Raw genomic sequence first — 21,342 nt, 5'->3', positions numbered from 1 at the left:
CTTACAGGTCGGCGTCGCCGAACGGGTTGCCGGCGTGCTGGTGTTCGACGTCATCGAGCACTTCCAGGAAATGTCTGGCGGCTGCGTCGATGATGCGCTTGTCCTGGGTATTGAGGCCACCTTCGAAACGCGTGATTTCCAGCGACAGCCGGTCGCGTACGCTGCCGCGCAACTGCTGGTACAGGCGCTCGCCGCGCGCGACCAGCGTGCGCATGTCGATGCGGTCGCGCGGGTGGATCTTGAGTTGCGACAGCGAAGCGAGGCACTCGGCGATTTCTTGCTGCGACATCATGCCCGGGTTGCCTTCGATGACCAGCAGCGTGCTCTCGCCGCCCTTGAGCGGCGTGACGTCGACCTGCAGCAAACCGTTGACGTCGTAGGTGAAACGCACGTTGACGGCTTTGTCCTCGCGCGTGCCGGGCGGTAACTGCACGTTCAGGGTGCCGAGCTTGATGTTGTCGGACACCATGCGCGCCTCGCCCTGGAATACATTGATTTCCAGTATCGTCTGCTGATCCTGCACGGGGTAATAGACCTTGACGCGGCTGACCGGCACCACTGTGTTGCGCTCGATCACCGGGTCGAAATGGCCGAGCGAATGGCCGCCCGAGTCGTACTGCATCGACACTTCAACGCCCAGGGAATAGGGCGAGACGTCGGTCATGACGACTTCGTCGAGGGCGGCGTCCTTGCTTTTCAGGCCGGCCTGGACCGCCGCGCCGAGGGCGACGACGTCGTCCGGATTGATGTCGCAGGCCGGGAAGCGGCCGAACATGCGCGCCACCATGCGGCGCACCAGCGGCATGCGGGTGGCGCCGCCGGCCAGTACGATATTGTCGAGCTGGGCGCCGGCCAGGTTGGCGTCGCGCAAGGCGCGCTCGACCGGCTGGCGCAGGCGCGCCAGCAGCGGTGCGCACAGCGACTCGAAGCTGGCTTCGTCGAGTTCCATCGACAAGTTGTGTGCGCCTTCGGTGAGCAGGATCAGCGCCCGAGGCGCCGTGCTCAGTTCGCGCTTGGCTGCCTCGGCCTGGGCAGTCAGGCGCTGCATGAAGTGGGCGTTGTCGCGGTAGCGCTTGTCCAGCTTGTTGTGTTCAAAGAACTGGTCGACCAGGGAGTTGACAAAATCCTCGCCACCGAGAAAGTTGTCGCCGGCCGAGGCGCGCACTTCCATCACGTTCTCGAACAGATCGAGGACGGAGACGTCGAAGGTGCCGCCGCCCAGGTCGAACACGAGGAACTTGCTTTCGCTGTCGCGCAGATGGATGCCGTAGGCGAGGGCGGCGGCGGTGGGTTCGTTGAGCAGGCGCTCGACTTTCAGGCCGGCAAGCTGGCCGGCGGCGCGCGTGGCCTTGCGCTGGGCGTCGGAAAAGTAGGCGGGGACGGTGATGATAGCTTCGGTGACCGGCTGGCCGAGGGCGGCTTCGGCGTCTTCCTTGAGGGCGCGCAGGATCAGGGCCGACAGTTCCTCGGCGCGGAAAGCGCGCTTGCCGAGGGTGATTTGCTTGTCGCTGCCCATGTGGCGCTTGAAGGCGGCGGCGCTGCGGTCCGGATGGGTTTGCAGGCGCTCGCGCGCGGCGCGGCCGACCAGGATGCTGCCATCTTCGTCAATGCTGATGCAGGAGGGGGTAAGGACCTCGCCCAGGCTGTTCGGGATGAGGCGGGCTGCGCCATTTTCCCAGACGGAAATCAGGCTGTTGGTGGTGCCGAGGTCGATTCCTACGATCATCTTGCTTCCATTGAGTAACGGTGCCGGTGCGCGTTGCGCGCGGACTTTCAATGTAGCAATAATAGCCGAAATTGGGTGGGAAATTGGTATTTGAGCAATTTGTCGTACTCAAATACATCACTCTTAGCAACACATTTCTAGCGGCGTCGCCCTGCAATCGGCGCGGCAGCGCAGTCATGGCGCAGTTCGCAATAGCGAAATTGCAATAATTTTCAAAATTGCGATAATTGGATAGAATTTCCCCGCGTATTTATGTCACGCTGATCTTGCTGCGCGGGTTATCCGCGAGGAGAGAGCCAGATGGGAGAAACGCTACCGAACAGTCGCAAGCGGTACGCGCTGGCAGTCCTGTTCGCGCTTGCCCTGGCAGGCGTGCTGGTTCAGTGGCTGCGTCCGTTTCGGCCGGCGCTCAGCCCGCCCGCTGCCTATACGCTGACCATCGCCTCGAACTCGGCATACGTCGGTACCTGCCCGGTCACCGTGGCGGTCGGCAGCGGCTATTTCGAGGGGGAGGGCGTCGCCGCCAGTCTCCAGACCCACCTGACCGGCAAGGCGGCGCTGGCGGCGGCACTTTCCGGCAGGGCCGGCCTGGCTACCACGGCCGATATTCCGATCATGTTCGCGGCCATGCAAAAAGTGCCTGTATCGGTGGTGGCGACCTTCTTCAAAACCGAACACGATCATGGCATCGTGGCCCGGCGCGACCGCGGTATTGCGACCCTGGCCGACCTGAAAGGCAAGCGGATCGGCGTCAGCCTGGGCACCTCGGCCCATTTCGTGCTCGACGGCTTTCTCAGCCGCCAGCACCTGGCGCGCGGCGAGGTCGACGTGGTCGACCTGAAGCCGGAACAGTTCGGCGCCGCGCTCGCTGCCGGCCGGGTTGACGCGATTGCAACCTGGGAACCTTTTCTGGACGAGCTCCAGGGCGCGCTGGGCAGGAATGGCGCGCTGTTTTATGCCGAAGATATCTACGAGATTCCGTACAGCCTGGCCGGCAGCCGCGATTTCGTCGCCGCCAACCCGGAGCTGATGCGGCGCGTGCTGCGCGCACTGGCGCGAGGGGTGCGCGACTGCCGCGACCGGCCCGCTCACGCGCGCGCCGTGATGAACGCCGTCCTGCGCGCCGACACGGACGCGTGGGCCACGCGCTGGCAGCGCCTGCAATTCGGAATGACGCTCGACCAGGGCTTGATCCTGGCGCTGGAGGATGAATCGCGCTGGGCGGTCGCAAACGGCCTGGCCGCGCCCGGGGAAACGCCCAATTTCCTCGACAATATGTATCTCGACGCCCTGGTGCATGTGGCCCCGGCGGCGGTCACCGTGATTCGCTGAGGAGACTGGATGAAGATTGCGACCCGCCTCAAACTGGGTAGCCTGCTGTGCGCCGTCGTGGTCGCGCTGGTCGGGGCCATCCTGCTGTCGACCACGACCCAGGTGCGGCGCGAGTTGAACAAGAACCAGAGCGCCGACGAGATCCTCAACGCGGTCACCGCCCTGCGCTACCTGTCGCTCGAATACGGCCTGCGCAGCGAACAGCGGGTGTTTGCCCAATGGCGCCTGCGCAGCGCTTCGCTGGCCGTGCTGCTGGCGTCCGACAGCACCTTCAGCGGCGCCGACGATGCGGCCCGCATCGCCTCGCTGCGCGACAGCTTCGCCAGCGTCGGGCGCCTGTTTTCCCTCTTGGTGGCGACCCGCGCGCAGCCCGCCGACGAGGTCCGCGACGAGCTCGCCTCGCGCCTGACCGGGCAGATTTCGGGCAAGACCCAGACCATGATCGCCGACGCCATGCACTTGTCGGAACGCAGCCGCCAGGGCGTGCTGGCGTCGCAGCAGCGCGAGATCGGCGCGGTGGCGGCGTTCGGCGCGATCGTGCTGGCGACCATCGTGGCCGGCAGCTTGCTGACCTTGCGCAGCCTGGTACGCCCGCTCGAACGCTTGCACGAAGGCACCAGGAAGGTCGGCGCGGGCGACCTCGACTTCAAGCTCGGCTGGCACGGGCGCGACGAGCTGGGCGAGCTGGCCAGCGCATTCGACAGCATGACGGACGCGCTCAAGCAAAGCACGGTCTCGCGGCTCGATCTGAGCGCCGCCAACCAGGCCTTGCAGGCCGAAATCGCCGAACGCGAGCTGGCTGAAAGGAAGGTCCGCTCCCAGCTTGCGCGCCTGTCCCTGCTGCAGCAAATCACCCGTTCGGTGGGCGAGCGCCAGGACATGCGCAGCATCTTCCAGGTCGTCATCCGCAGCCTGGAAGAGCAGCTGCCGGTCGATTTTTGCTGCATCTGCCTGTACCGCAAGGGCAGCGCGGCGCTCGAGGTCAGTTGCGTGGGCTTGCGCAGCGCCGCTTTGGCCGAGGAATTCGCGATGCGCGAACACGCCCGGATCGAGGTCGGCCAGAACGGCTTGTCGCGCTGCGTGGCCGGCGAACTGGTGTATGAGCCGGACGTCGTCGACGTGCCGTTTCCGTTTCCGCAGCGGCTGGCCGGCGGCGGCCTGCGCGCGCTGGTGATGGCGCCGCTGCTGGTCGAGTCGACCGTGTTCGGCGTGCTGGTGACGGCGCGCCTGGCGCCGTCGAGCTTCAGCAGCGGCGAATGCGAATTCCTGCGCCAGCTGAGCGAGCACGTGGCGCTGGCCGCCAACCAGACCGAGCTCTACGGCGCACTCCAGCGCGCCTACGAAGACCTGCGCCAGAGCCAGAAGACAGCGGTGCAGCAGGAGCGCCTGCGCGCACTCGGGCAAATGGCCAGCGGCATCGCGCACGACATCAACAACGCCATTTCGCCGGTCGCCCTGTACACCGAATCGCTGCTCGAAACCGAGCCCGGGCTCAGCGGCAAGGCGCGGGCCTGCCTGGAAGTGATCAAGCGCGCGATCGACGATGTGGCGGCGACGGTGGCGCGCATGCGCGAATTCTACCGCCAGCGCGAACCGCAGGTGCATCTGGCGCGGGTCGATGCCAACCGCCTGATGCAGGAGGTGGCCGATCTGACGCGCGCCCGCTGGAGCGACATGCCGCAGCAGCGCGGCATCGTGATCGCGCTGCGCTGCAACTTCGAGGCCCGGTTGCCGCCCTTGCAAGGCATCGAGAGCGAAATCCGCGAAGCGCTGACCAACCTGGTCTTCAACGCGGTCGACGCCATGCCCGAGGGCGGCACCCTGACCCTGGGCACGCGCAGCATGCCCGCCAGCGGCGCCGTGGCGGCGGAAGTCTGGCTGGAAGTCGGCGACAGCGGGGTCGGCATGGACGAGGATACCCGGCGCCGCTGCCTGGAGCCGTTTTTCACGACCAAGGGCGAGCGCGGCACCGGGCTCGGCCTGGCGATGGTGTACGGCATGGTCGAGCGCCACGGCGCGCGCATCGACATCGAATCGGCGCGCGCGCGCGGCACCACCATGCGGCTGGCCTTTCCGCTGCCCGCCGAAGTGGCCGGGGCCGCGCCGCCGCAGGCGCCGGCGCGGCGGTCGGCGCCGCTGCGTATCCTGACCGTGGACGACGATCCGCTGGTGCAAAAAGCGCTGCGCACGGTGCTCGAAAGCGATGGCCACCAGGTGTCGGCGGCCGACGGCGGCCAGGCCGGCATCGAGCAGTTCCGCGCCGCCCTGCATGGCGGGGTGCCGTACGCACTGGTCATCACCGACCTCGGCATGCCCCATGTGGACGGGCGCCGCGTGGCCGCCGCGGTCAAGACCATGGCGCCGCTGACCCCGGTGATCCTGCTCACCGGATGGGGCCAGCGCATCGCCACCGAAGACGACTTGCCGGCCGATGTCAACCTGGTGCTGAGCAAGCCACCCAAGCTGCACGAATTGCGCGAGGCGCTGGCCGCGTGCGTACCCGACGGAGACACGGATCATGCCGGAACAAGCTGAGCAAACAGGCGCCGCGGTGCGGATCCTGGTAGCCGACGATGAACAGGCCCATGTGCGGGCCTTGTGCGACACCCTCGCCGCCCAGGGCTACGCCATGGACGGCTGCTGCAGCGCCGCCGAGGCCCTGGCGCTGCTGCGCCAGGGCCGCTACGAGCTGCTGCTGGCCGACCTGGTCATGCCCGGCACCGGCGGCATCGCCCTGGTCCAGGAGGCGCGCGCGCTCGACCCGGACCTGGCCTGCATCATCATGACCGGCGAAGGCAGCATCGCCTCGGCGGTCCAGGCCATGCAGGTCGGCGCCCTCGACTACATTCTCAAGCCGTGCCGGCTGTCGGCGATCCTGCCGGTGCTGGCGCGCGCCATCGAGACGCGCCAGTTGCGCATCGATAATGCCGCGCTCGAACGGCAAGTGCGCCAGCACGCGGCCGACATGGCCACCATGAACGTCGCGCTGGAACAGGCGCGGCGCGAAGCCGAACACGCGAGCGCGATGAAATCGGCCTTTCTGGCCACCATGAGCCACGAGCTGCGCACGCCGCTCAACGCCATTCTCGGGTTCGCCCAGATCCTGCATTCGGACACCTTGCCCTCGACGCCAGTCCAGAAAAAGGTGTTCGTCGGCCATATCCTCAAGGCCGGCAAGCACTTGCTGGCCCTGATCAACGAGGTGCTCGACCTGGCTCGGGTCGAAGCGGGCGCCCTGAGCGTGAACATGGAAGTGGTCGCGCTGGCGCCGGTGCTGGCCGAATGCGAGGCCCTGCTGGCGCCGCTGGCCGACCGGCACGCGGTCACGCTGTATTTTCCGGCATGCGGGCAAGCCCATGTGCTGTGCGACCGCCTGCGCCTGAAACAGGTGCTGATCAATATTCTCTCGAACGCCATCAAGTACAACCGCGAACACGGGCGCGTGATGGTCAACTGCGAACCCGGCAGCGCGGGAGAGACCAGGATCGCGGTGCGCGACACCGGCGCCGGCCTCGACCCCGGCCAGATGGCGCAGCTGTTCGAGCCGTTCAACCGGCTCGGGCGCGAGGCCGGCGCCGAAGAGGGAACCGGGATCGGCCTGGCGCTCACGCGCCGCCTGGTGGAACTGATGGACGGCAGCATCGGGGTCGAGAGCACGCCCGGGGTCGGCACCACTTTCTGGGTCACCTTCGGACAGTGCGCCGGGGCGCACGACGGGCGCGCCGCGGCAGGCGCGGCGGCTGCCCCGCGCCTGCCGCGCGCGCTGAGCACGCTGCTGTACATCGAAGACAATCCGGCCAGCCTGTGCCTGATCGAAGAAATCGTGCGCCCGCGCAGCGACCTGCGCCTGCTGTCGGCGCCGGACGGCCGCGCCGGTATCGCGCTGGCGCGCCAGCACGTGCCGCACGTGATCCTGGTCGACATCAACCTGCCCGGCATCGACGGTTTTGCGATCCGGCGCGCGCTGGCGGCCGACCCGCGCACCGCCCACATTCCGGTCATTGCCGTCTCGGCGCGCGCCATGCCGGACGATATGGCGAACGGCAAGGAAGCGGGCTTTTACTGCTATCTCACCAAGCCGCTCGACATCGATGTCTTCGCCGCGACGATCGAGCGGGTCCTGGACGAGCACACGAAAGCGCCCGGCCAGGAGGTAACCGGCTAAGCAAGTGCGCATGCATTCCTGTCATGTCCGCACACTTGCTCAGGCGGGCAGCAGGCGCTCGATCAGGGCCAGGCAGGCGTGCGCGGCGCTGCCATCGGCGTCCTGCTCGGCATGCCATGCAGAGACCGACAGCGCCACCAGCCGGTAAGCGCGCAGGCGCTCGAACAGCGCCGCCATCTGTTCCAGGCGCGGCCCGCCGGGGACGTGGTATTTCAGGGCCGGCATGCGCTGCGGCTCATCGAGCACGTCGGTATCGAAATGAACGTACAGGCTCTCGCGCGGGTGCAGATGGGACAGCACCGCGTCCAGCGGGCAATGCACGATCGCGGAATGGCGCAGGGCCTGGTACTCGCCCGCGTCCAGGTCGCGCGCATCGGAGAGCACCACGCGCTGCTCCGGAAAGGGATGCACGCCGAGCGCCGCGCGCAGGGAGGCGCTGGCGTCGCGCTGTTCCTGGCGCCGGTCCGGGCGCCCGACCAGCATCGCCAGCGGCATGCCGCCCAGATACTGGGTCTCGGTGGTGCCCCAGGTGTGGAAATCGCCGTGCGCGTCGAGCCACAGGATGCGCTGCGGCAGGCGTCCGGCCCGCTCCAGCCCGGCCAGCATGCCCATGGCCGAGACGCAATCGCCCGCCAGGCTGCACGGAAAATCCCCCTCCAGCAGGGCCGACCCGACCTGGTCCGCGAGGCGCGCATAGATCGTTTCCATGCTGCGCATCTGCTGCTCCTTGCTGGCGATGCGCTCGGGCGTCGGGAGCGGCGCGGCCACCACCTGCCATGCCTGGCCGCGTAGCGGGCCGACGCGCAGCAAGCCGTCGCGCCGCTGGCCCATCAGGTAGGGAACCAGCAGGGGCTTGATCACGGCCAGCTTTCCGGGTCCGGCCGGTATCCCAGCTCGTCCATGGTGCGCGCTACCGCGGTGCGCCGCGCCATCGGCAGCAGCAGGGCGGCGCGCTTGCGCCAGCGGCCCGGCGCCGGCGCCTCGGTGACCATGCTCAGCGGCAGCGCGCCCAGCGCGGGCGCCGGATCCAGGTCCAGCCAGCGGGCCAGCGCGTCGACGCTGCCGGCGGGGTCGGCCAGGAAGTCTTCGAACGCGAGCCGGCGCGCGCGCACGCCGCTGTCGAGGATGGAACGGTGGCAAGAGAGCCACTGGTTCAGGCATACCTCTTCCAGGCGTGCGCCGGTAAAGTCGCGCCAGTTGGGCGGCAGGTCGAACTTCCACCAGCGCCGCCCGAAGGCACACTGTTCCGAATAGCCGCCGATGTCGAGGCGTACCGCGGCGCGCGCCATGTCGTGGGCAAAAAATCCGGTCGGCGACAACCAGCCGTCCATCAGGCCGTTGACGCTCTGGGCAAAGCCACGGGTCAGGTGCAGGTAGCGCACTTCGGCCTGGGGAAACAGGCGCTGGTGCAGGCCGGGCCGGTAGGCGTCCGACGGCGTCTTGAACAGCAATACCCTGGCGCCGGCATCGTCTTCGGTAAAGCGGCGCCGGCACGGGTCGGGCTGCACGAAGGGCGGCTCCTCGAGCTTGGCCGCTTCGGCAAAGGGACGGCGCTGGCCCGGCCCGGCCGCGCCGTCGTAGTAGTCGATGCGCCAGCTGCTGTGCCGGAACACGCGCTCGAGCACGGTCTGTGCGGCCTGGCGCGGCGTGGGCCGCAGCGCGCCATCGCAAGCCTCGGCCAGCGCCTCGGCGAGCGTGCGCCGCAGCTGCGCGCACGGCCCGGGCGCCGCGAACAGGGAGGGGAACTGCAGCAGCATGCGCTTGCACCAGCGCGCCTCGAGCTCGGCGCGCGGCGCCCACTGCGCCGAGGCCACCGTCAAACCATCGAAAATATTGTCGGCCAGCGCATCGGGGTTGTGCAGTCCGGCCAGCGCATCGCTGGCGCAGGCGCGGTCGTGCCCGAAGCCGTTGCCGCTCAGGGCCAGCAGTGGCTCCATTTCGCCGTCCAGCGCGGCGAACGCGGGATGGCGGCTCAGGGTGTCCTTGAACACGCTCGAACCGGAGCGCGAGCTGGTCAGAATCACGAGCACGCGCCGTACCCGCAGGCGCCAGGGCGCGCACGGCACCGCGCGCAAGGCATTGACGCTTGCCAGCAAGCGCTCCACCGGCGCTACGCCGACGCCGCGGGCTTGATCAGGAAGACATGGAACTGGCGTTCTTCGCCCTCGCCCGGAACGCTGCTGGCGAGGCGGCGCACGCGCATGCCGGCTTGCCTGGCCAGGCGCCGGACTTCGTCCACCTCGCCGAAATTGGCATGCGCAAAATAGATGCGCCCGCCCGGCTTGAGATGGGCGCCGACCTGCTCGAAAAACAGGGTATTCGTGCGGAAGCCGGTGTCCCATTGGGATTGCGCCACCACATCGGGCGCCGGCTTGTTGCGAAACGGCAGATTGGCGGTGATGACATCGAAGCGTTCGTCGCCGACCTGCTCGAACAGGTCGGAGCGGCGCACTTCCATCACGCCGTCGACGCCATGCGCGCGCGCATTGCGGCGCGCGCTGCGAATGGCGGCCGGATTGATATCGACCGCCAGCACGCGGCCGGCCCCGCCGAGGCTGGCGAAGACGGCGATCACGCCGGAGCCGGTGCCGACGTCGAGCACGCTCTGGCCGGCGCCGATGCGCAGCTTGCGCACCAGCGGCTGGCTGTCGAGGAAGGGCCAGAAGGTGTCGGGATAGACGTGAAAGGCCTTGCCGAGGTAGGTAACGGTGCGACCCTCGTCAGGGACCGACTTGAAGCCCTGCTGGCGCTTGCGCTGCCACTGGTCGATCTTGACTGCACTGACAATCGATGACGTTTCCATGGCGCGGTCCGGGAGTCCGAGATGCAATCATGCTAACGCAGGCGCGGAGCGCAAGCAAGCTCGGCACTAATGGGTGTGCCGGAATCCCACAGAATGCCATCAGGAACTTTCGCCGCCAGCCGGACCGTCACCCCGGTGCGCCCACTGATACAGCAGCGGCAGCACCAGCAAGGTCAGCAAGGTGGACGACAACACCCCGCCGATCACCACGGTCGCCAGCGGCCGCTGCACTTCCGCCCCGGTGCCGGTCGCCAGCGCCATCGGCACGAAGCCGAGCGAGGCCACCAGCGCCGTCATCAGCACCGGACGCAAGCGCGTCATGGCGCCGGTTTCGACCGCCTGCGCCAGCGGCATGCCTTGCGCCCGCAAGCCGCGAATGAACGAAATCATCACCAGCCCGTTGAGCACCGCCACGCCCGACAAGGCGATAAACCCGACCGCCGCCGAGATCGACAGCGGAATGCCGCGCATCCACAGCGCCACGATGCCGCCGGTCAGCGCGAACGGCACGCCGGTAAACACCAGCAAACCATCGCGCACATTGCCGAACATGACGAACAGCAGCATGAACACCAGCGCCAGGGTGGCCGGCACCACCAGTTGCAGGCGGCTGGTGGCCGATTGCAATTGCTCAAACGTACCGCCCCAGGTAATCCAGTACCCCGCTGGAATCTTCACCTGCTGGCCGATCGCCGCGCTGGCGTCCGCCACGAAGGAGCCGATGTCGCGCCCGCGCACATTGGCGGTCACGACCACCAGGCGCTTGCCGTTTTCGCGGCTGATCTGGTTCGGTCCCGGCGCCATGTCGAGCTGCGCCACGTCCCCCAGCGGCACGTAGGCGGCCGCCTGATTGCCCTCGCGCGCCGCCACGCGGATCGGCAGGCGGCGGATGGCCTCCAGGTCGGCGCGCAGGTTCTCGGGCAGGCGCACCACGATGTCGACCCGGCGGTCGCCTTCGAACAGCGAACCGGCGCTGGCCCCGCCGATGGCCGTGGCGATCGCCTGCTGCACATCGCCCACGTTGACCCCGACGCGCGCGGTGCGGGCGCGGTCGATGCGAATGGTGAGCATCGGCAAGCCGGTGGTCTGCTCGACCTTCACATCGGCCGCACCGGGAATCGTCTCGAGTACGGCGGCGATCTGCCCGGCGCTGCGGCCCATGACGGCGCTGTCGTCGCCGAACACCTTGATCGCCACGTCGCTGCGCACGCCGGACAGCAACTCGTTGAAGCGCATCTGGATCGGCTGGGTGAACTCGTAGTTATTGCCGGGAACCTTGCCAACCGCCTGTTCCAGCGCTGCAAGAAGCTCTTCCTTGCTGCGCTTGGGCCTGGGCCACTCGGACTCGGGTTTGAGCATGATGAAGGTATCGGCCACGCTCGGCGGCATGGGATCGGTGGCCACTTCCGCCGTGCCCATCTTGGAGAACACGGTATCGACCTCGGGCAGTTGCTTGATGGTGCGTTCCAGCGACAGTTGCATCTCGACCGCCTGGGTCAGGCTGGTGCCGGGAATGCGCAGCGCGTGCATGGTGATGTCGCCTTCGTTCAGGCTGGGCACGAATTCGCTGCCCAGGCGCGTGGCCAGCAGCGCCGACAGGCCGATCACCACGCCCACGATCACCATCACTGGCGCCTTGTTGGCATTCGCGCGGCGCAGCAGCGGCAGGTAGGCGCGCCGGGACCAGGCCATCAGGCGGCTGTCGTGCTCGCTGACCTTGTTGCCGATCATCAGCGCCACGGCGGCGGGAATGAAGGTCACCGACAGCACCATCGCCGCCACCAGCGCGGCCACGACCGTGAAGGCCATCGGATGGAACATCTTGCCTTCGACACCGGTGAGGGCGAAAATCGGCAGGTACACCACCATGATGATGAGCTGGCCGAACAGCAGCGGGCGGCGCGCTTCGCCGGCGGCGGCGAACACTTCGCGCAGGCGTTCCTCGCGCGTGAGCGGACGGCCGGCGGCGGCCTGGGCATGGGCCAGGCGGCGCACGCAGTTTTCCACGATCACCACGGCGCCGTCGATGATGATGCCGAAGTCGAGCGCGCCCAGGCTCATCAGGTTGGCGCTGACGCCCTTCGCGACCATGCCGCTGAAGGTGGCCAGCATGGCCAGCGGAATGACCAGCGCGGTGATCAATGCGGCTCGGATATTGCCCAAAAACAGGAACAGCACGATGATCACCAGCGCCGCGCCTTCGAGCAGGTTCTGGCGCACCGTGTTGATGGCCTTGTCGACCAGGTCGGTGCGGTCGTAGACGGTGCGAGCGATCACGCCGGCCGGCAGGGTTTTGTTGATCTCGCCGAGTTTCCGGTCCACCGCGGCCGACACGGCCCGGCTGTTCTCGCCGATCAGCATGAATACCGTGCCGAGCACGACTTCCTGGCCGTTCTCGGAGGCGGCACCGGTGCGCAATTCCTTGCCTACGCCCACCTCGGCCACGTCGCGGATGTACAGCGGCACCCCCTGCGAGGAGCGCAGGATGATGCCGCCGATATCCTCGCTCGATCCGACCTGGCCCGGCACGCGCACCAGGTATTGCTCGCCGCCACGCTCGATATAGCCGGCGCCGACGTTGCTGTTGTTGCGCTCCAGCGCTTCGACGATGTCCGACAGCGACAGGCCATGCGCCACCATCTGCCCGGGATTCGGGGCCACGTGCATTTCACGGGCATAGCCGCCGATGGTGTTGATTTCGGTCACGCCCGGCACATTGCGCAGCTGCGGCTTGACGATCCAGTCCTGGATCTGGCGCAGGTCGGTGGAGTCGAACGGCGTGCCGTCGGTTTTCAGCGCGCCCGGCTTGGCTTCCACGGTCCACATATAGATCTCGCCAAGGCCGGTGGACATCGGCCCCATTTCGGGCGAGGCGCCGGCGGGCAGGCCGGCGCGCGCCTGCTGCAGGCGTTCGTTGACCAGCTGGCGCGCGAAATAGATGTCGGTGCCATCCTTGAAGATCACGGTCACCTGCGACAGGCCGTAGCGCGAGAGCGAGCGGGTCTGTTCCAGGTTGGGCAGGCCGGCCATCGCCGTTTCGACCGGGAAGGTGATGCGCTGCTCGGCTTCCAGCGGCGAATAGCCGGGCAGGGCGGTATTGATCTGGACCTGGACGTTGGTGATGTCGGGCACGGCGTCGATCGGCAACTGGCGGTAGCTGTAGATGCCGAGCGCGGCCATGAAGGCGGCCAGCATCAGGATCAGCCAGCGCCGTTCGATCGAGAAACGAATGAGGGTATCGAACATGGCAATCCTTAATGGTCGTGGCTGGCGCCGGCTTTGCCGAGGTCGGCCTTGATCAGGAAGCTGTTCTTGGCAGCATATTTTTCGCCCGCGAGCAGGCCGCTGACCACTTCGACCGACTCGCCATCGCTGCGCCCGAGCACCAGCGGACGCGCTTCGAAATGGTCGCCGTAGCGCCCGAATACCGAGGGCAATTCGTTGACGTTCTGCACCGCTTCGAGCAGCACCGCGACCGGCACCGTGACTTCGGCAGCCACCACGTCGACCGTCACCGGCAAGCCGGGACGCCACACCCCCTTGAGGTTGGACAGGACAACCCGCGCCCTGGCGGCCCGGGTTTGCTCGCCGACCAGGGTGCTGACATAGGAAATCGTGCCGCTGGCGCTGGTATCGGCCGCGCGCACGGTGGCGTCCTGGCCCTGGCGGATGGTTTCGAGGTCGCGCGCGCTCACGGAGAGCTCGGCCCAGACGGTCGACATGTCGGCCACCACGAACAGGCTGGCCTCTTCCTTCACCGATTCGCCGGCGGCCACGGTTTTTTGCGTGATGACGCCATCGATCGGGGCGCGCACTTCATAGCGCGCCAGTTGCTTGAGGCTGCCGGCGCCGACGCCGAGCGCGTCGAGTTTCTGGCGCGCGCTCTGGGCGCCGATCTCGGCTTCCTGCATGGCGGCGCGGGCTTGCTGGTAATCCTGTTCCGCCGTGATTTTCTGTTGCCACAGCGCGCGTTCGCGCTCGAAGACGCTGCGCGCCAGCGCCAGGCGCTGTTGCGCGGCCAGCAAGGCGCTGCGTTCGCCGGCCAGGGCCTGGCTCGACAGCACCGCCAGCACCTGGCCCTTGCGCACCGTCTGGCCGGCGGTGGCGCTGACCGACTCCACCATGCCGGCCAGGCGCGGGGCCACGTGCACCGTGCGGTCGGCGTTGAGCATGATCTCGCCATTGAGCTTGAGCACGCTCTTGATGCGCGCCGGGCCGGCGGTGTGGATGTCGATGCCGTTCCGGGCAACCTGGGTTTCCGACATCGTCACGCGCGCCTCGACCTGGTCGTAGGCGAAGCGGTAGGTCTTGCCGCCGTGTTGCGCCAGCACGCCGACCTTGAACGAGTGCGGCTCGCCGACCAGGGCGTCGCCGCGCAGGTAGTCTTCTTCGCGCGCGAAGCGCATGGTCTGGGCGGCCCTGCCCAGGCGTTCGAGCGTCACCTGGACCTTGCTGGCCGAGGGGTCGAGCGGTTTGCCGTCCTGGTAGGTATAAATACGGAACTGCGGGCCGGCGCTGTGGTCGAAGATAGTCGCTTCCAGTCCGTAGCCCTGGCTGACGAACAGCTTGCCGCCGTGCGGGCCGCGCGCGGGGACCGCGTCTTCCTGGTGCGGTTTGCCGCCGTGGTCGACCTGGGCGGTTTCGGCATGGCCGCCGTGCTCCTCATGCTCGTCGTGGCCGGGCTGCGCGCCCTTGCGCATCACGATCAGTAGTGCCAGCAGGGCGCCGATCAGCAGGGCGGCGATGATGACGATGATTTGTTTCTTGTTCAAAGGGGTTTTCATGCATTACTCCACTGTCTGGGTGGCGCCATGGGCGCCGAGGATACTGTCGATGTCGGCGCAAGCGCGATGGGCGTCCGCCAGGGCGCGCAGGTGCTGGAGGCGCGCTTGCAGCAAGGTGCGCTGGGCGTCGATCACATCGATCAAAGCGAACTTGCCGTACTCGAAGCCGGTACGGGCGGCCTCGTAGGCGCTTTGCGCACCGGGCAGGATGTCGTCGTTCAGCAGCCGGGCCTGTTCACGGGCGACGGCCAGCGCTTCGTACGCCTGAGCCAGCTCGCTGGTCAGACGCGCGCGGGCGCCGTCGAGCTCGACGCGGGCCTTTTCGCCGCGTTGCAACGCTTCGTGCAGCTTGCCCTGGTTGCGGTCGAACAGGGGCAGGGGAATCGCCAGGCCAAACACCGCCTGGTTGCGGCCCGCCTGCTGGTCGCGCTTGGCGCCGATGCTGACGGTCAGGTCGGGCAGGCGGCCGGCGCGTTCGACTTGCGCCAGCGCTTGCCGGCGCGCCAGTTCGGTCTGCGCCAGCCGTAGCGCGGGGGCGGCGTCCAATTGCGCCATCAGGTGGGGCAGGGTCGGCTGCGCCGGCAGACGGTCGAGCCGTCCCTGCACATGGCCGATATCGCGCCCGCTGCCGCCCCACAGCGCAGCGAGGCGCTGCCTGGCGCCCGCCAGTTCGCCGCCGGCTTGCGCCAGGTCGAGCTTGACGCTGGCGGCGGCGATGCGCGCGCGCGTCTCGTCGACCGGCGAATTCTTGCCGGCCAGGACGCGCTTGGACGCCGCGGCGAGCGCGCCATCGGCCAGGGCCAGCGATTCGTTGGCGATGTGCAGGCGCTGCTGGGCGGCGAGCAGATCGTAAAAGGCGGCGCGTGCCGAGGCCAGCACGGCATTGCGCTTGACGGCCAGTTCGGCGCCGGCGGCATCCTGCCCAAGTTGCGCGGCGTTCACGCGCGCCATGCGCTTGCCGCCCAGTTCGATCGGTACGTTGAGCTGGACGGTGGTGGTCCGGGCCGATGCGCGCGCGTCTTCGACCAGCGTGGCCAGTTCCGGATTGGGGGCCACGCCAGCCTGCATGACGGCGCCGGCCTGGGCGTCGATTTCATGCGCGCCTGCGCGCAGGTCGGGATTGGCTTGCAGCACGCGCGCCAGGGCGCCGGCCAGCAATAGCGGTGCCCCGGCAGGGGACGCCTGAATGATTGCCGTAGAGGACGGCTGGCCGGACGTCATCGTTGGCGCCCGTAAAGGCATGCCGGGCGTTGCGGTCTTCATCGGGCCGGGTGCCGCAATGGCAAAGGGTGTTGTTTGAGCCTGCGCATGGCAGGCCAATGCCGCAGCAATCGCTAACGGCAAGACGAGTTTGTACATCGAATTCTCCTGGTTAAACAGACAAGGGAATCCGGCCGGGCGCGCCAGCGGTGCAGGTGTCGATTACGGCAGTGACGTCCAGCCTTGGGCTGGTATCAGAAGTGCGGCAGCGGCAGCCGGATCAGGCAGGGCCTTGCCATTTGGGACGTTCAGGACGGGTGGGACGCAAGGTTCCCTGGCGTGCGGCGTCCGCTGCGTGGGCGTACGCCGTCGGCGGCGGCGCGATGCTGCCGCTGGTGGAGGTGGTGATGCCGACGCTGGTGAAGTGGCAGTCGCCGCAATCCTGGTCGATGCCGAACGGGGAGTTGTCGTGGCTGGCGTGATCGTCGCCGGCGTGCTCGTGATGTCCGGGATGCGATATGGTCGACGAAGGTTCATGCGCGCAATACGCGCTCGCAACCGCCCAGCTCACCTGGAGCGGGAAGATCAGCAGCATGAAAATAATGAACAAACGTCGCATGGGGCGATTGTAACAGCAGCGGCGCCGGTCCGCTCGGCCCATGATCGCCGGCCATGCACCGGGAATATATTTTATGCAACGCTCATAAGTGGCTGTTTACTTGACGATTTTCCCTGGTTTTTACCAAAACTAAGTATTTACACGGATTGTGGCGGTGTTGTACATCTGTTATTATCTTCGGTTGCTCGTTTCCTGGCTGCCCAGCAGCCGGCGCGTTTCCGATTACTTCAAGACTCCTGGAATTTATGTTCTCTGCTGTAAAAACTACGATCACTCTGTCATTGTTTCTTTCCTCGTTCGCGGCGCACGCCATCGATATCAGCGGCGCCGGTTCGTCCGCAGCGCAGCCGCTGTACGTCAAACTTGCCGATGTATATGGCAAATCGCAAAACCTCAAGCTGAACTACCAGGCCAACGGATCGAGCGAAGGCATCAAGCAGGTCAAAGCCAAAACCGTCGAGTTCGGCGCGACCGACATCGCGCCATCGCAAGCCGACCTCAAGGCCGGCAAGATGATTTGCTTCCCGAGCGCCGTGTCGGGCGTGGTACCTGTGGTCAACCTGCCGGGCCTCAAGCGCGGTGACGTGCAGCTGAGCGGCGAACTGCTGGCCGACATCTTCTCGCGCAAGATCACCAAATGGAACGATCCGAAGCTGACCGCGGCCAATCCGGGCGTGGCACTGCCGGACCTGGGCATCACCGTCATCGCGCGCCAGGATGGTTCGGGCACGACCTACAACTTCAGCGATTACCTGAGCAAGGTCAGCCCGGCATGGAAACAGGCGTACGGCCGCAACTTTACGGTTGCCTGGGCCAATGGCGTCACCCAGGTCAACGGCAGTAGCGGCGCCGTGAGCGCGCTCAAGCAGACGTCGGGGGCGATTGCCTACGTCGATTATCAGTACGTCGTGCAAGACAAACTGGCGTTCACGCGCCTGAAAAACCGCGACGGCAAGGTCGTGGCGCCAGGCGCGGAAGGCTTCACGGCCGCGCTGCTGAACAGCACCTGGGTCACCCAGGCCAAGTACGAAGACATGCTGACCGACCGCGCCGGCCCGGGCACCTGGCCGATCACGTCGGGCACCTTCATTGTTGCCTCGCAAGCGAGCAACAATCCGGAAAAGACCATCGCCACGCTGAAATTCTTCGCCTGGGGCTTCGCCCACGGTGATTCGATTGTCGGCAACGCCAATTTCGTGCGCCTGCCGGACGCCATGCAGGGCCGCATCTTCGGCGATCTGACCACGATTACCGATGCCAGCGGACAGCCACTGAAATGGTCGCTGTCCGAGGCGCTCAACCTGCGTTAATCCATCGTCGTTTTTGGCAGCAAACCACCCGCCCGCGTCCGACGCCGGCGGGTTTTTGCCATGTGGCGCGGCGCGGCGCCCCTGCGTTGCGTCGGGTCGCGACTTTGATTAGTATGGCTGGATCGATCAATTTTCAGCGGTGCCGCCCGCGTGTTTACGCCGCTCTGGAGTGTCTTCATGTTCCTTGTAAAGGTTCGATGGCTTAGCGCCGCCGCATTGACGCTCGCGCACCTCGCCGCGGCAGCGCAGTTGCCGCTCGACCAGGCGCGCACGGAGCAGGTCGCGGTACGGCTGATCAGCGACCACGTCAAGGTGGTTCCCGGGCAGACGGTGTACCTGGGCCTCGAACAAAAGATCATTCCACACTGGCATACCTACTGGAAGAATCCAGGTGACTCCGGCACCAGCACCAGCATCGCGTGGACGCTCCCGGCGGGCGTGACAACCGGCGCGATTCTCTGGCCGGCGCCAAGCCGCTTCGACATCGGTCCGATCACCAACTACGGCTACGCCGACCGGGTCGTCCTGCTCACCAAACTGACCGTGCCAGGCTCGCAAGCGATCGGTAGCGAGATCCCGGTGCAAGCCAAGGCAAGCTGGCTGGTCTGCGCAGAAAGCTGCTTTCCGCAAGAAGCGACGCTGAGGACCACGCTGGCGGTGGCGGCAACCGCGTCCGTCCACAGCGAGCACAAGCCGGTCATCGACGCCGCACTGAAACAGATCCCGCTGGCGGTCGACTGGCAGGCCGTCTACCTGCGCCAGGGCGACACACTCCAGGCGCGTCTGACCTTGCCGGCGCAAGTCGGCGGCACCGGCGCAGCGGCGTTCGCCCGGCAGCATACCTTGCGCTTTTATCCGGCGCAATGGGGAACGGTGGCCCACAACGCTGCCCAGTCATTCAGTCTCGACGGACAGCAGCTCACGATCGCGCTGGCCGCCGGCGAGACGCCGCCAGCGCACGGCAGCCAGGTGCGCGGCGTACTGGTGGCGCACGAAAAGACCTCGTCCGGCGGCGATGGCGCCATTGTCCACGCGGTCGAACTGGGTGCGGGAGCGGCGGCGCCCCGGCCCGGCAAAGGCGCGGCGCCGGTACCCGCCTCAAGCGAGGGCAACATCACCTTGTGGCGCGCACTGCTGCTGGCCTTTGCCGGCGGCGTAGTGCTCAACCTGATGCCCTGCGTATTTCCGGTGCTGTCGATCAAGGCTTTGGGCCTGCTCAAGCACTCCGACCTGAGCGGCGCGCAAAAACGCATGCAGGGCGTCGCCTACACGGCCGGCGTGCTGGTCAGCTTCAGCCTGCTGGCCCTGGCGCTGATCGTCATCAAGAGCCTGGGCGCCCAGGTCGGCTGGGGCTTCCAGTTCCAGTCGCCCTATTTCGTGCTCGGGGTGGCTTACCTGATCTTTGTCGTCGGCCTCAGCCTGTCCGGCGTGTTTGCGCTGGGAGGACCGGCCAACCTCGGCGCGGGCCTGGCCAGTCGCAACGGCTACAGCGGCAGTTTTTTCACGGGCGTACTGGCCACCATTGTCGCCACCCCGTGCACAGCCCCCTTCATGGGCGCGGCGCTTGGCTTCGCGCTGACTCAGCCCTCGCTCGTGCTGTGGCTGGTCTTCATCGCGCTCGGCCTCGGCCTGGCCTTGCCTTACATGCTGGTCAGCGCCTGGCCGGCGCTGCACCGGGTTCTGCCCAAGTCCGGCCTGTGGATGGAGCGGCTCAAGCAGGCGCTGGCGTTCCCGATGTACGCTGCGGCCGTGTGGCTGGTGTGGGTCCTTGCGCAACAGGCGGGGGTCAATGCCGTGCCGCTGGCGCTGGGCGGAATGATCATGCTGGCGCTGATCGCGTGGCTGTTCGACAGCACCCGCAACACCAGCGGCGCCCGGCGCCTGGCGGCCAATGGCGTGCTGCTGGTGGCAACGCTGGCCACGCTCGGCGTAAGCTTCCAGGCAGTGCGCCTGCTGGCCGGGTCGCCCGCGCAAGTGGCGCAGGCAGGCGCGCGGCAAGACTGGGAAGCGTATTCGCCGCCGCGGCTGGCTGAGCTGCGCCAGCAGGGCAGGCCGGTCTTCATCAACCTGACCGCCGCCTGGTGCATCACTTGCCTGGTCAACGAGAAAGTAGCGCTGAGCAAGCCGGCGTTCAAGGAATTGTTACAGGAGGAAGGCATTACGTACCTGAAAGGCGACTGGACCAACCAGGATGCGCGGATCAGCGCCTTGCTCAAGCAATACGGGCGCAGCGGCGTGCCGCTGTATCTGTTTTATCCCTCAGGCACGGGATCGGAGGCGCATGTGCTGCCCCAGATCCTGACGCATGACATCGTCAGCTTGGCGTTGCGTTCGAAATAGCGCCGGCTCATCTTTCGTTCAACTGGAATTCAAGGAGAAGCGCCATGTCGGTAACAATCAAGCATTTGATCAAGGCCGCAGTCGCGGTGGGTTTGCTCGCCGCCGCCTCGGGAGCGATGGCAAATGCCGAACTGAACAAGCAGGCGCCGGCGTTCGATGCGGTCGGGGCCGATGGCAAGCCGCTCAAGCTCGACGCCTACAAGGGCAAGACGGTGGTGCTGGAGTGGACCAACCATGAATGCCCGTTCGTCGCCAAGCACTATGAGAGCGGCAACATCCCGAACCTGCAGAAGGACGCCGCCGGCAAGGGCGTGGTGTGGCTGCAGGTGGTGTCGTCGGCGCCGGGCAAGCAGGGCCATGTGGACGGCGCCACCGCCCGCAAGCTCAATGGCGAGCGCAAGGCGGCACCGGCCGCAACCGTGCTCGATGCGGACGGCAAGATCGGCAAGCTGTACGGCGCGCAAACCACGCCGCACATCTTCATCGTCAATGCGGCTGGCCAGCTGGTCTACAAGGGTGGCATCGACAGCATTCCGACCGCCGACAAGAATGACCTGGCAAAAGCCGAAAACTACGTGAGCGCGGCCCTCGCCGCCATCAACGCCGGCAAGCCGGTCGAGAAGGCCAATACCAGGCCCTACGGCTGCTCCATCAAATACGCTGGATAAGCAAGGTGATACCGTCAGGCGGAGAAGGGAAAGCTGCAAACGCGATCGGCTTCTGGCAATGTCCGAATTCAAAAGGTCTTTTGGATGCGCACGGCAATACACTCGCCAGCGATGAGTAACCGGGCAGTAAGGCGATGTCTTCAAGAATGGCTTTCTGTTCGAATAAATGCAAAATCCACAATACTTTTCATGTTTTTCTTGGTGTAAAATGACACTCTTAATTAAATTTCAACTAAGGTGTCAAAATGAGTTGAGCGTGCAATGTGACGTAAGCGATCCATCAACCCCAGACTGTTCAGGAAGTCACGCCGCTGGTTAAATCGGGGGTATGCAAATCCTTCATATTCCACGGCAGCAGCGCCGCGACGTCATCCACGATTTTCGCCGCTGGCAAG

General features: G+C 66.6%; 14 protein-coding genes. 6 read left to right on the top strand and 8 right to left on the bottom strand.

Going from position 1 to position 21,342, the window contains the following annotated elements:
- Nucleotide 1: 1 nt before the first annotated feature.
- Nucleotides 2-1,726: an Hsp70 family protein gene (locus tag F2P45_RS29255; RefSeq protein ID WP_166881738.1), complete on the bottom strand. Its 1,725-nt coding sequence runs from the start codon at nucleotides 1,724-1,726 to the stop codon at nucleotides 2-4.
- Between the two features lie 300 nt (nucleotides 1,727-2,026).
- On the opposite strand from F2P45_RS29255, the gene F2P45_RS29250 reads away from it, so the two are divergent.
- Genes F2P45_RS29250 through F2P45_RS29240 form a run of 3 tightly spaced genes read left to right on the top strand, consistent with a single transcriptional unit; the run spans nucleotide 2,027 to nucleotide 7,223 of the window.
- Nucleotides 2,027-3,058: an ABC transporter substrate-binding protein gene (locus F2P45_RS29250; protein WP_166881737.1), complete on the top strand. Its 1,032-nt coding sequence runs from the start codon at nucleotides 2,027-2,029 to the stop codon at nucleotides 3,056-3,058.
- A 9-nt stretch (nucleotides 3,059-3,067) separates the two neighbouring features.
- On the top strand, nucleotides 3,068-5,593 hold the full coding sequence (locus F2P45_RS29245; RefSeq protein ID WP_166881736.1) for an ATP-binding protein: 2,526 nt from the start codon (nucleotides 3,068-3,070) through the stop codon (nucleotides 5,591-5,593).
- Nucleotides 5,577-7,223, top strand: coding sequence for an ATP-binding response regulator (locus F2P45_RS29240; RefSeq protein WP_166881735.1), 1,647 nt, complete (start codon nucleotides 5,577-5,579; stop codon nucleotides 7,221-7,223). The genes F2P45_RS29245 and F2P45_RS29240 overlap by 17 nt, the downstream gene beginning before the upstream one ends.
- 39 nt (nucleotides 7,224-7,262) lie before the next feature.
- Here F2P45_RS29240 and F2P45_RS29235 read toward each other — a convergent pair whose 3' ends face one another.
- The 7 genes from F2P45_RS29235 to F2P45_RS29205 form a co-directional block, all read right to left on the bottom strand.
- On the bottom strand, nucleotides 7,263-8,084 hold the full coding sequence (locus F2P45_RS29235) for an arginase family protein (protein ID WP_166881734.1): 822 nt from the start codon (nucleotides 8,082-8,084) through the stop codon (nucleotides 7,263-7,265).
- A complete protein-coding gene (locus tag F2P45_RS29230) occupies nucleotides 8,081-9,328 on the bottom strand; it encodes a hypothetical protein (RefSeq protein WP_166881733.1) in 1,248 nt (415 codons plus the stop codon). Before F2P45_RS29230 ends, F2P45_RS29235 begins: the two co-directional genes overlap by 4 nt.
- A gap of 5 nt (nucleotides 9,329-9,333) precedes the next feature.
- Nucleotides 9,334-10,026 (bottom strand): methyltransferase, encoded by a 693-nt coding sequence (locus tag F2P45_RS29225; protein WP_166881732.1) that lies wholly within the window; start codon nucleotides 10,024-10,026, stop codon nucleotides 9,334-9,336.
- A gap of 99 nt (nucleotides 10,027-10,125) precedes the next feature.
- Nucleotides 10,126-13,272, bottom strand: a complete 3,147-nt coding sequence (locus F2P45_RS29220) for an efflux RND transporter permease subunit (protein WP_166881731.1) — start codon at nucleotides 13,270-13,272, stop codon at nucleotides 10,126-10,128.
- A gap of 8 nt (nucleotides 13,273-13,280) precedes the next feature.
- Entirely contained in the window at nucleotides 13,281-14,810 is a 1,530-nt protein-coding gene (locus F2P45_RS29215; protein ID WP_166881730.1) for an efflux RND transporter periplasmic adaptor subunit, read from the bottom strand.
- Between the two features lie 3 nt (nucleotides 14,811-14,813).
- Nucleotides 14,814-15,968 carry a TolC family protein gene (locus tag F2P45_RS29210; protein ID WP_229505371.1) on the bottom strand — a complete coding sequence of 385 codons (1,155 nt, stop codon included), beginning with the start codon at nucleotides 15,966-15,968 and terminating at the stop codon, nucleotides 14,814-14,816.
- 322 nt (nucleotides 15,969-16,290) lie between these two features.
- A complete protein-coding gene (locus tag F2P45_RS29205; protein ID WP_166881729.1) occupies nucleotides 16,291-16,629 on the bottom strand; it encodes a DUF2946 family protein in 339 nt (112 codons plus the stop codon).
- Between the two features lie 281 nt (nucleotides 16,630-16,910).
- On the opposite strand from F2P45_RS29205, the gene pstS reads away from it, so the two are divergent.
- The 3 genes from pstS to F2P45_RS29190 all read left to right on the top strand — a co-directional run bounded on the left by pstS (nucleotide 16,911) and on the right by F2P45_RS29190 (nucleotide 20,947).
- Nucleotides 16,911-17,939 (top strand): phosphate ABC transporter substrate-binding protein PstS, encoded by a 1,029-nt coding sequence (gene pstS / locus F2P45_RS29200; RefSeq protein ID WP_229505370.1) that lies wholly within the window; start codon nucleotides 16,911-16,913, stop codon nucleotides 17,937-17,939.
- Between the two features lie 177 nt (nucleotides 17,940-18,116).
- Nucleotides 18,117-20,279 (top strand): protein-disulfide reductase DsbD family protein, encoded by a 2,163-nt coding sequence (locus F2P45_RS29195; RefSeq protein ID WP_166881727.1) that lies wholly within the window; start codon nucleotides 18,117-18,119, stop codon nucleotides 20,277-20,279.
- Nucleotides 20,280-20,323: 44 nt separating this feature from the next.
- Nucleotides 20,324-20,947 carry a redoxin family protein gene (locus F2P45_RS29190; protein WP_187367246.1) on the top strand — a complete coding sequence of 208 codons (624 nt, stop codon included), beginning with the start codon at nucleotides 20,324-20,326 and terminating at the stop codon, nucleotides 20,945-20,947.
- Nucleotides 20,948-21,342: the final 395 nt, after the last annotated feature.

Origin of the sequence: Massilia mucilaginosa (genome assembly GCF_011682145.1) — a bacterium.
Taxonomy (GTDB): domain Bacteria; phylum Pseudomonadota; class Gammaproteobacteria; order Burkholderiales; family Burkholderiaceae_D; genus Telluria_A; species Telluria_A mucilaginosa.
The sequence above is the reverse complement of the archived record's forward strand: the minus strand, read 5'-3'. Positions and strand labels throughout refer to the sequence as shown.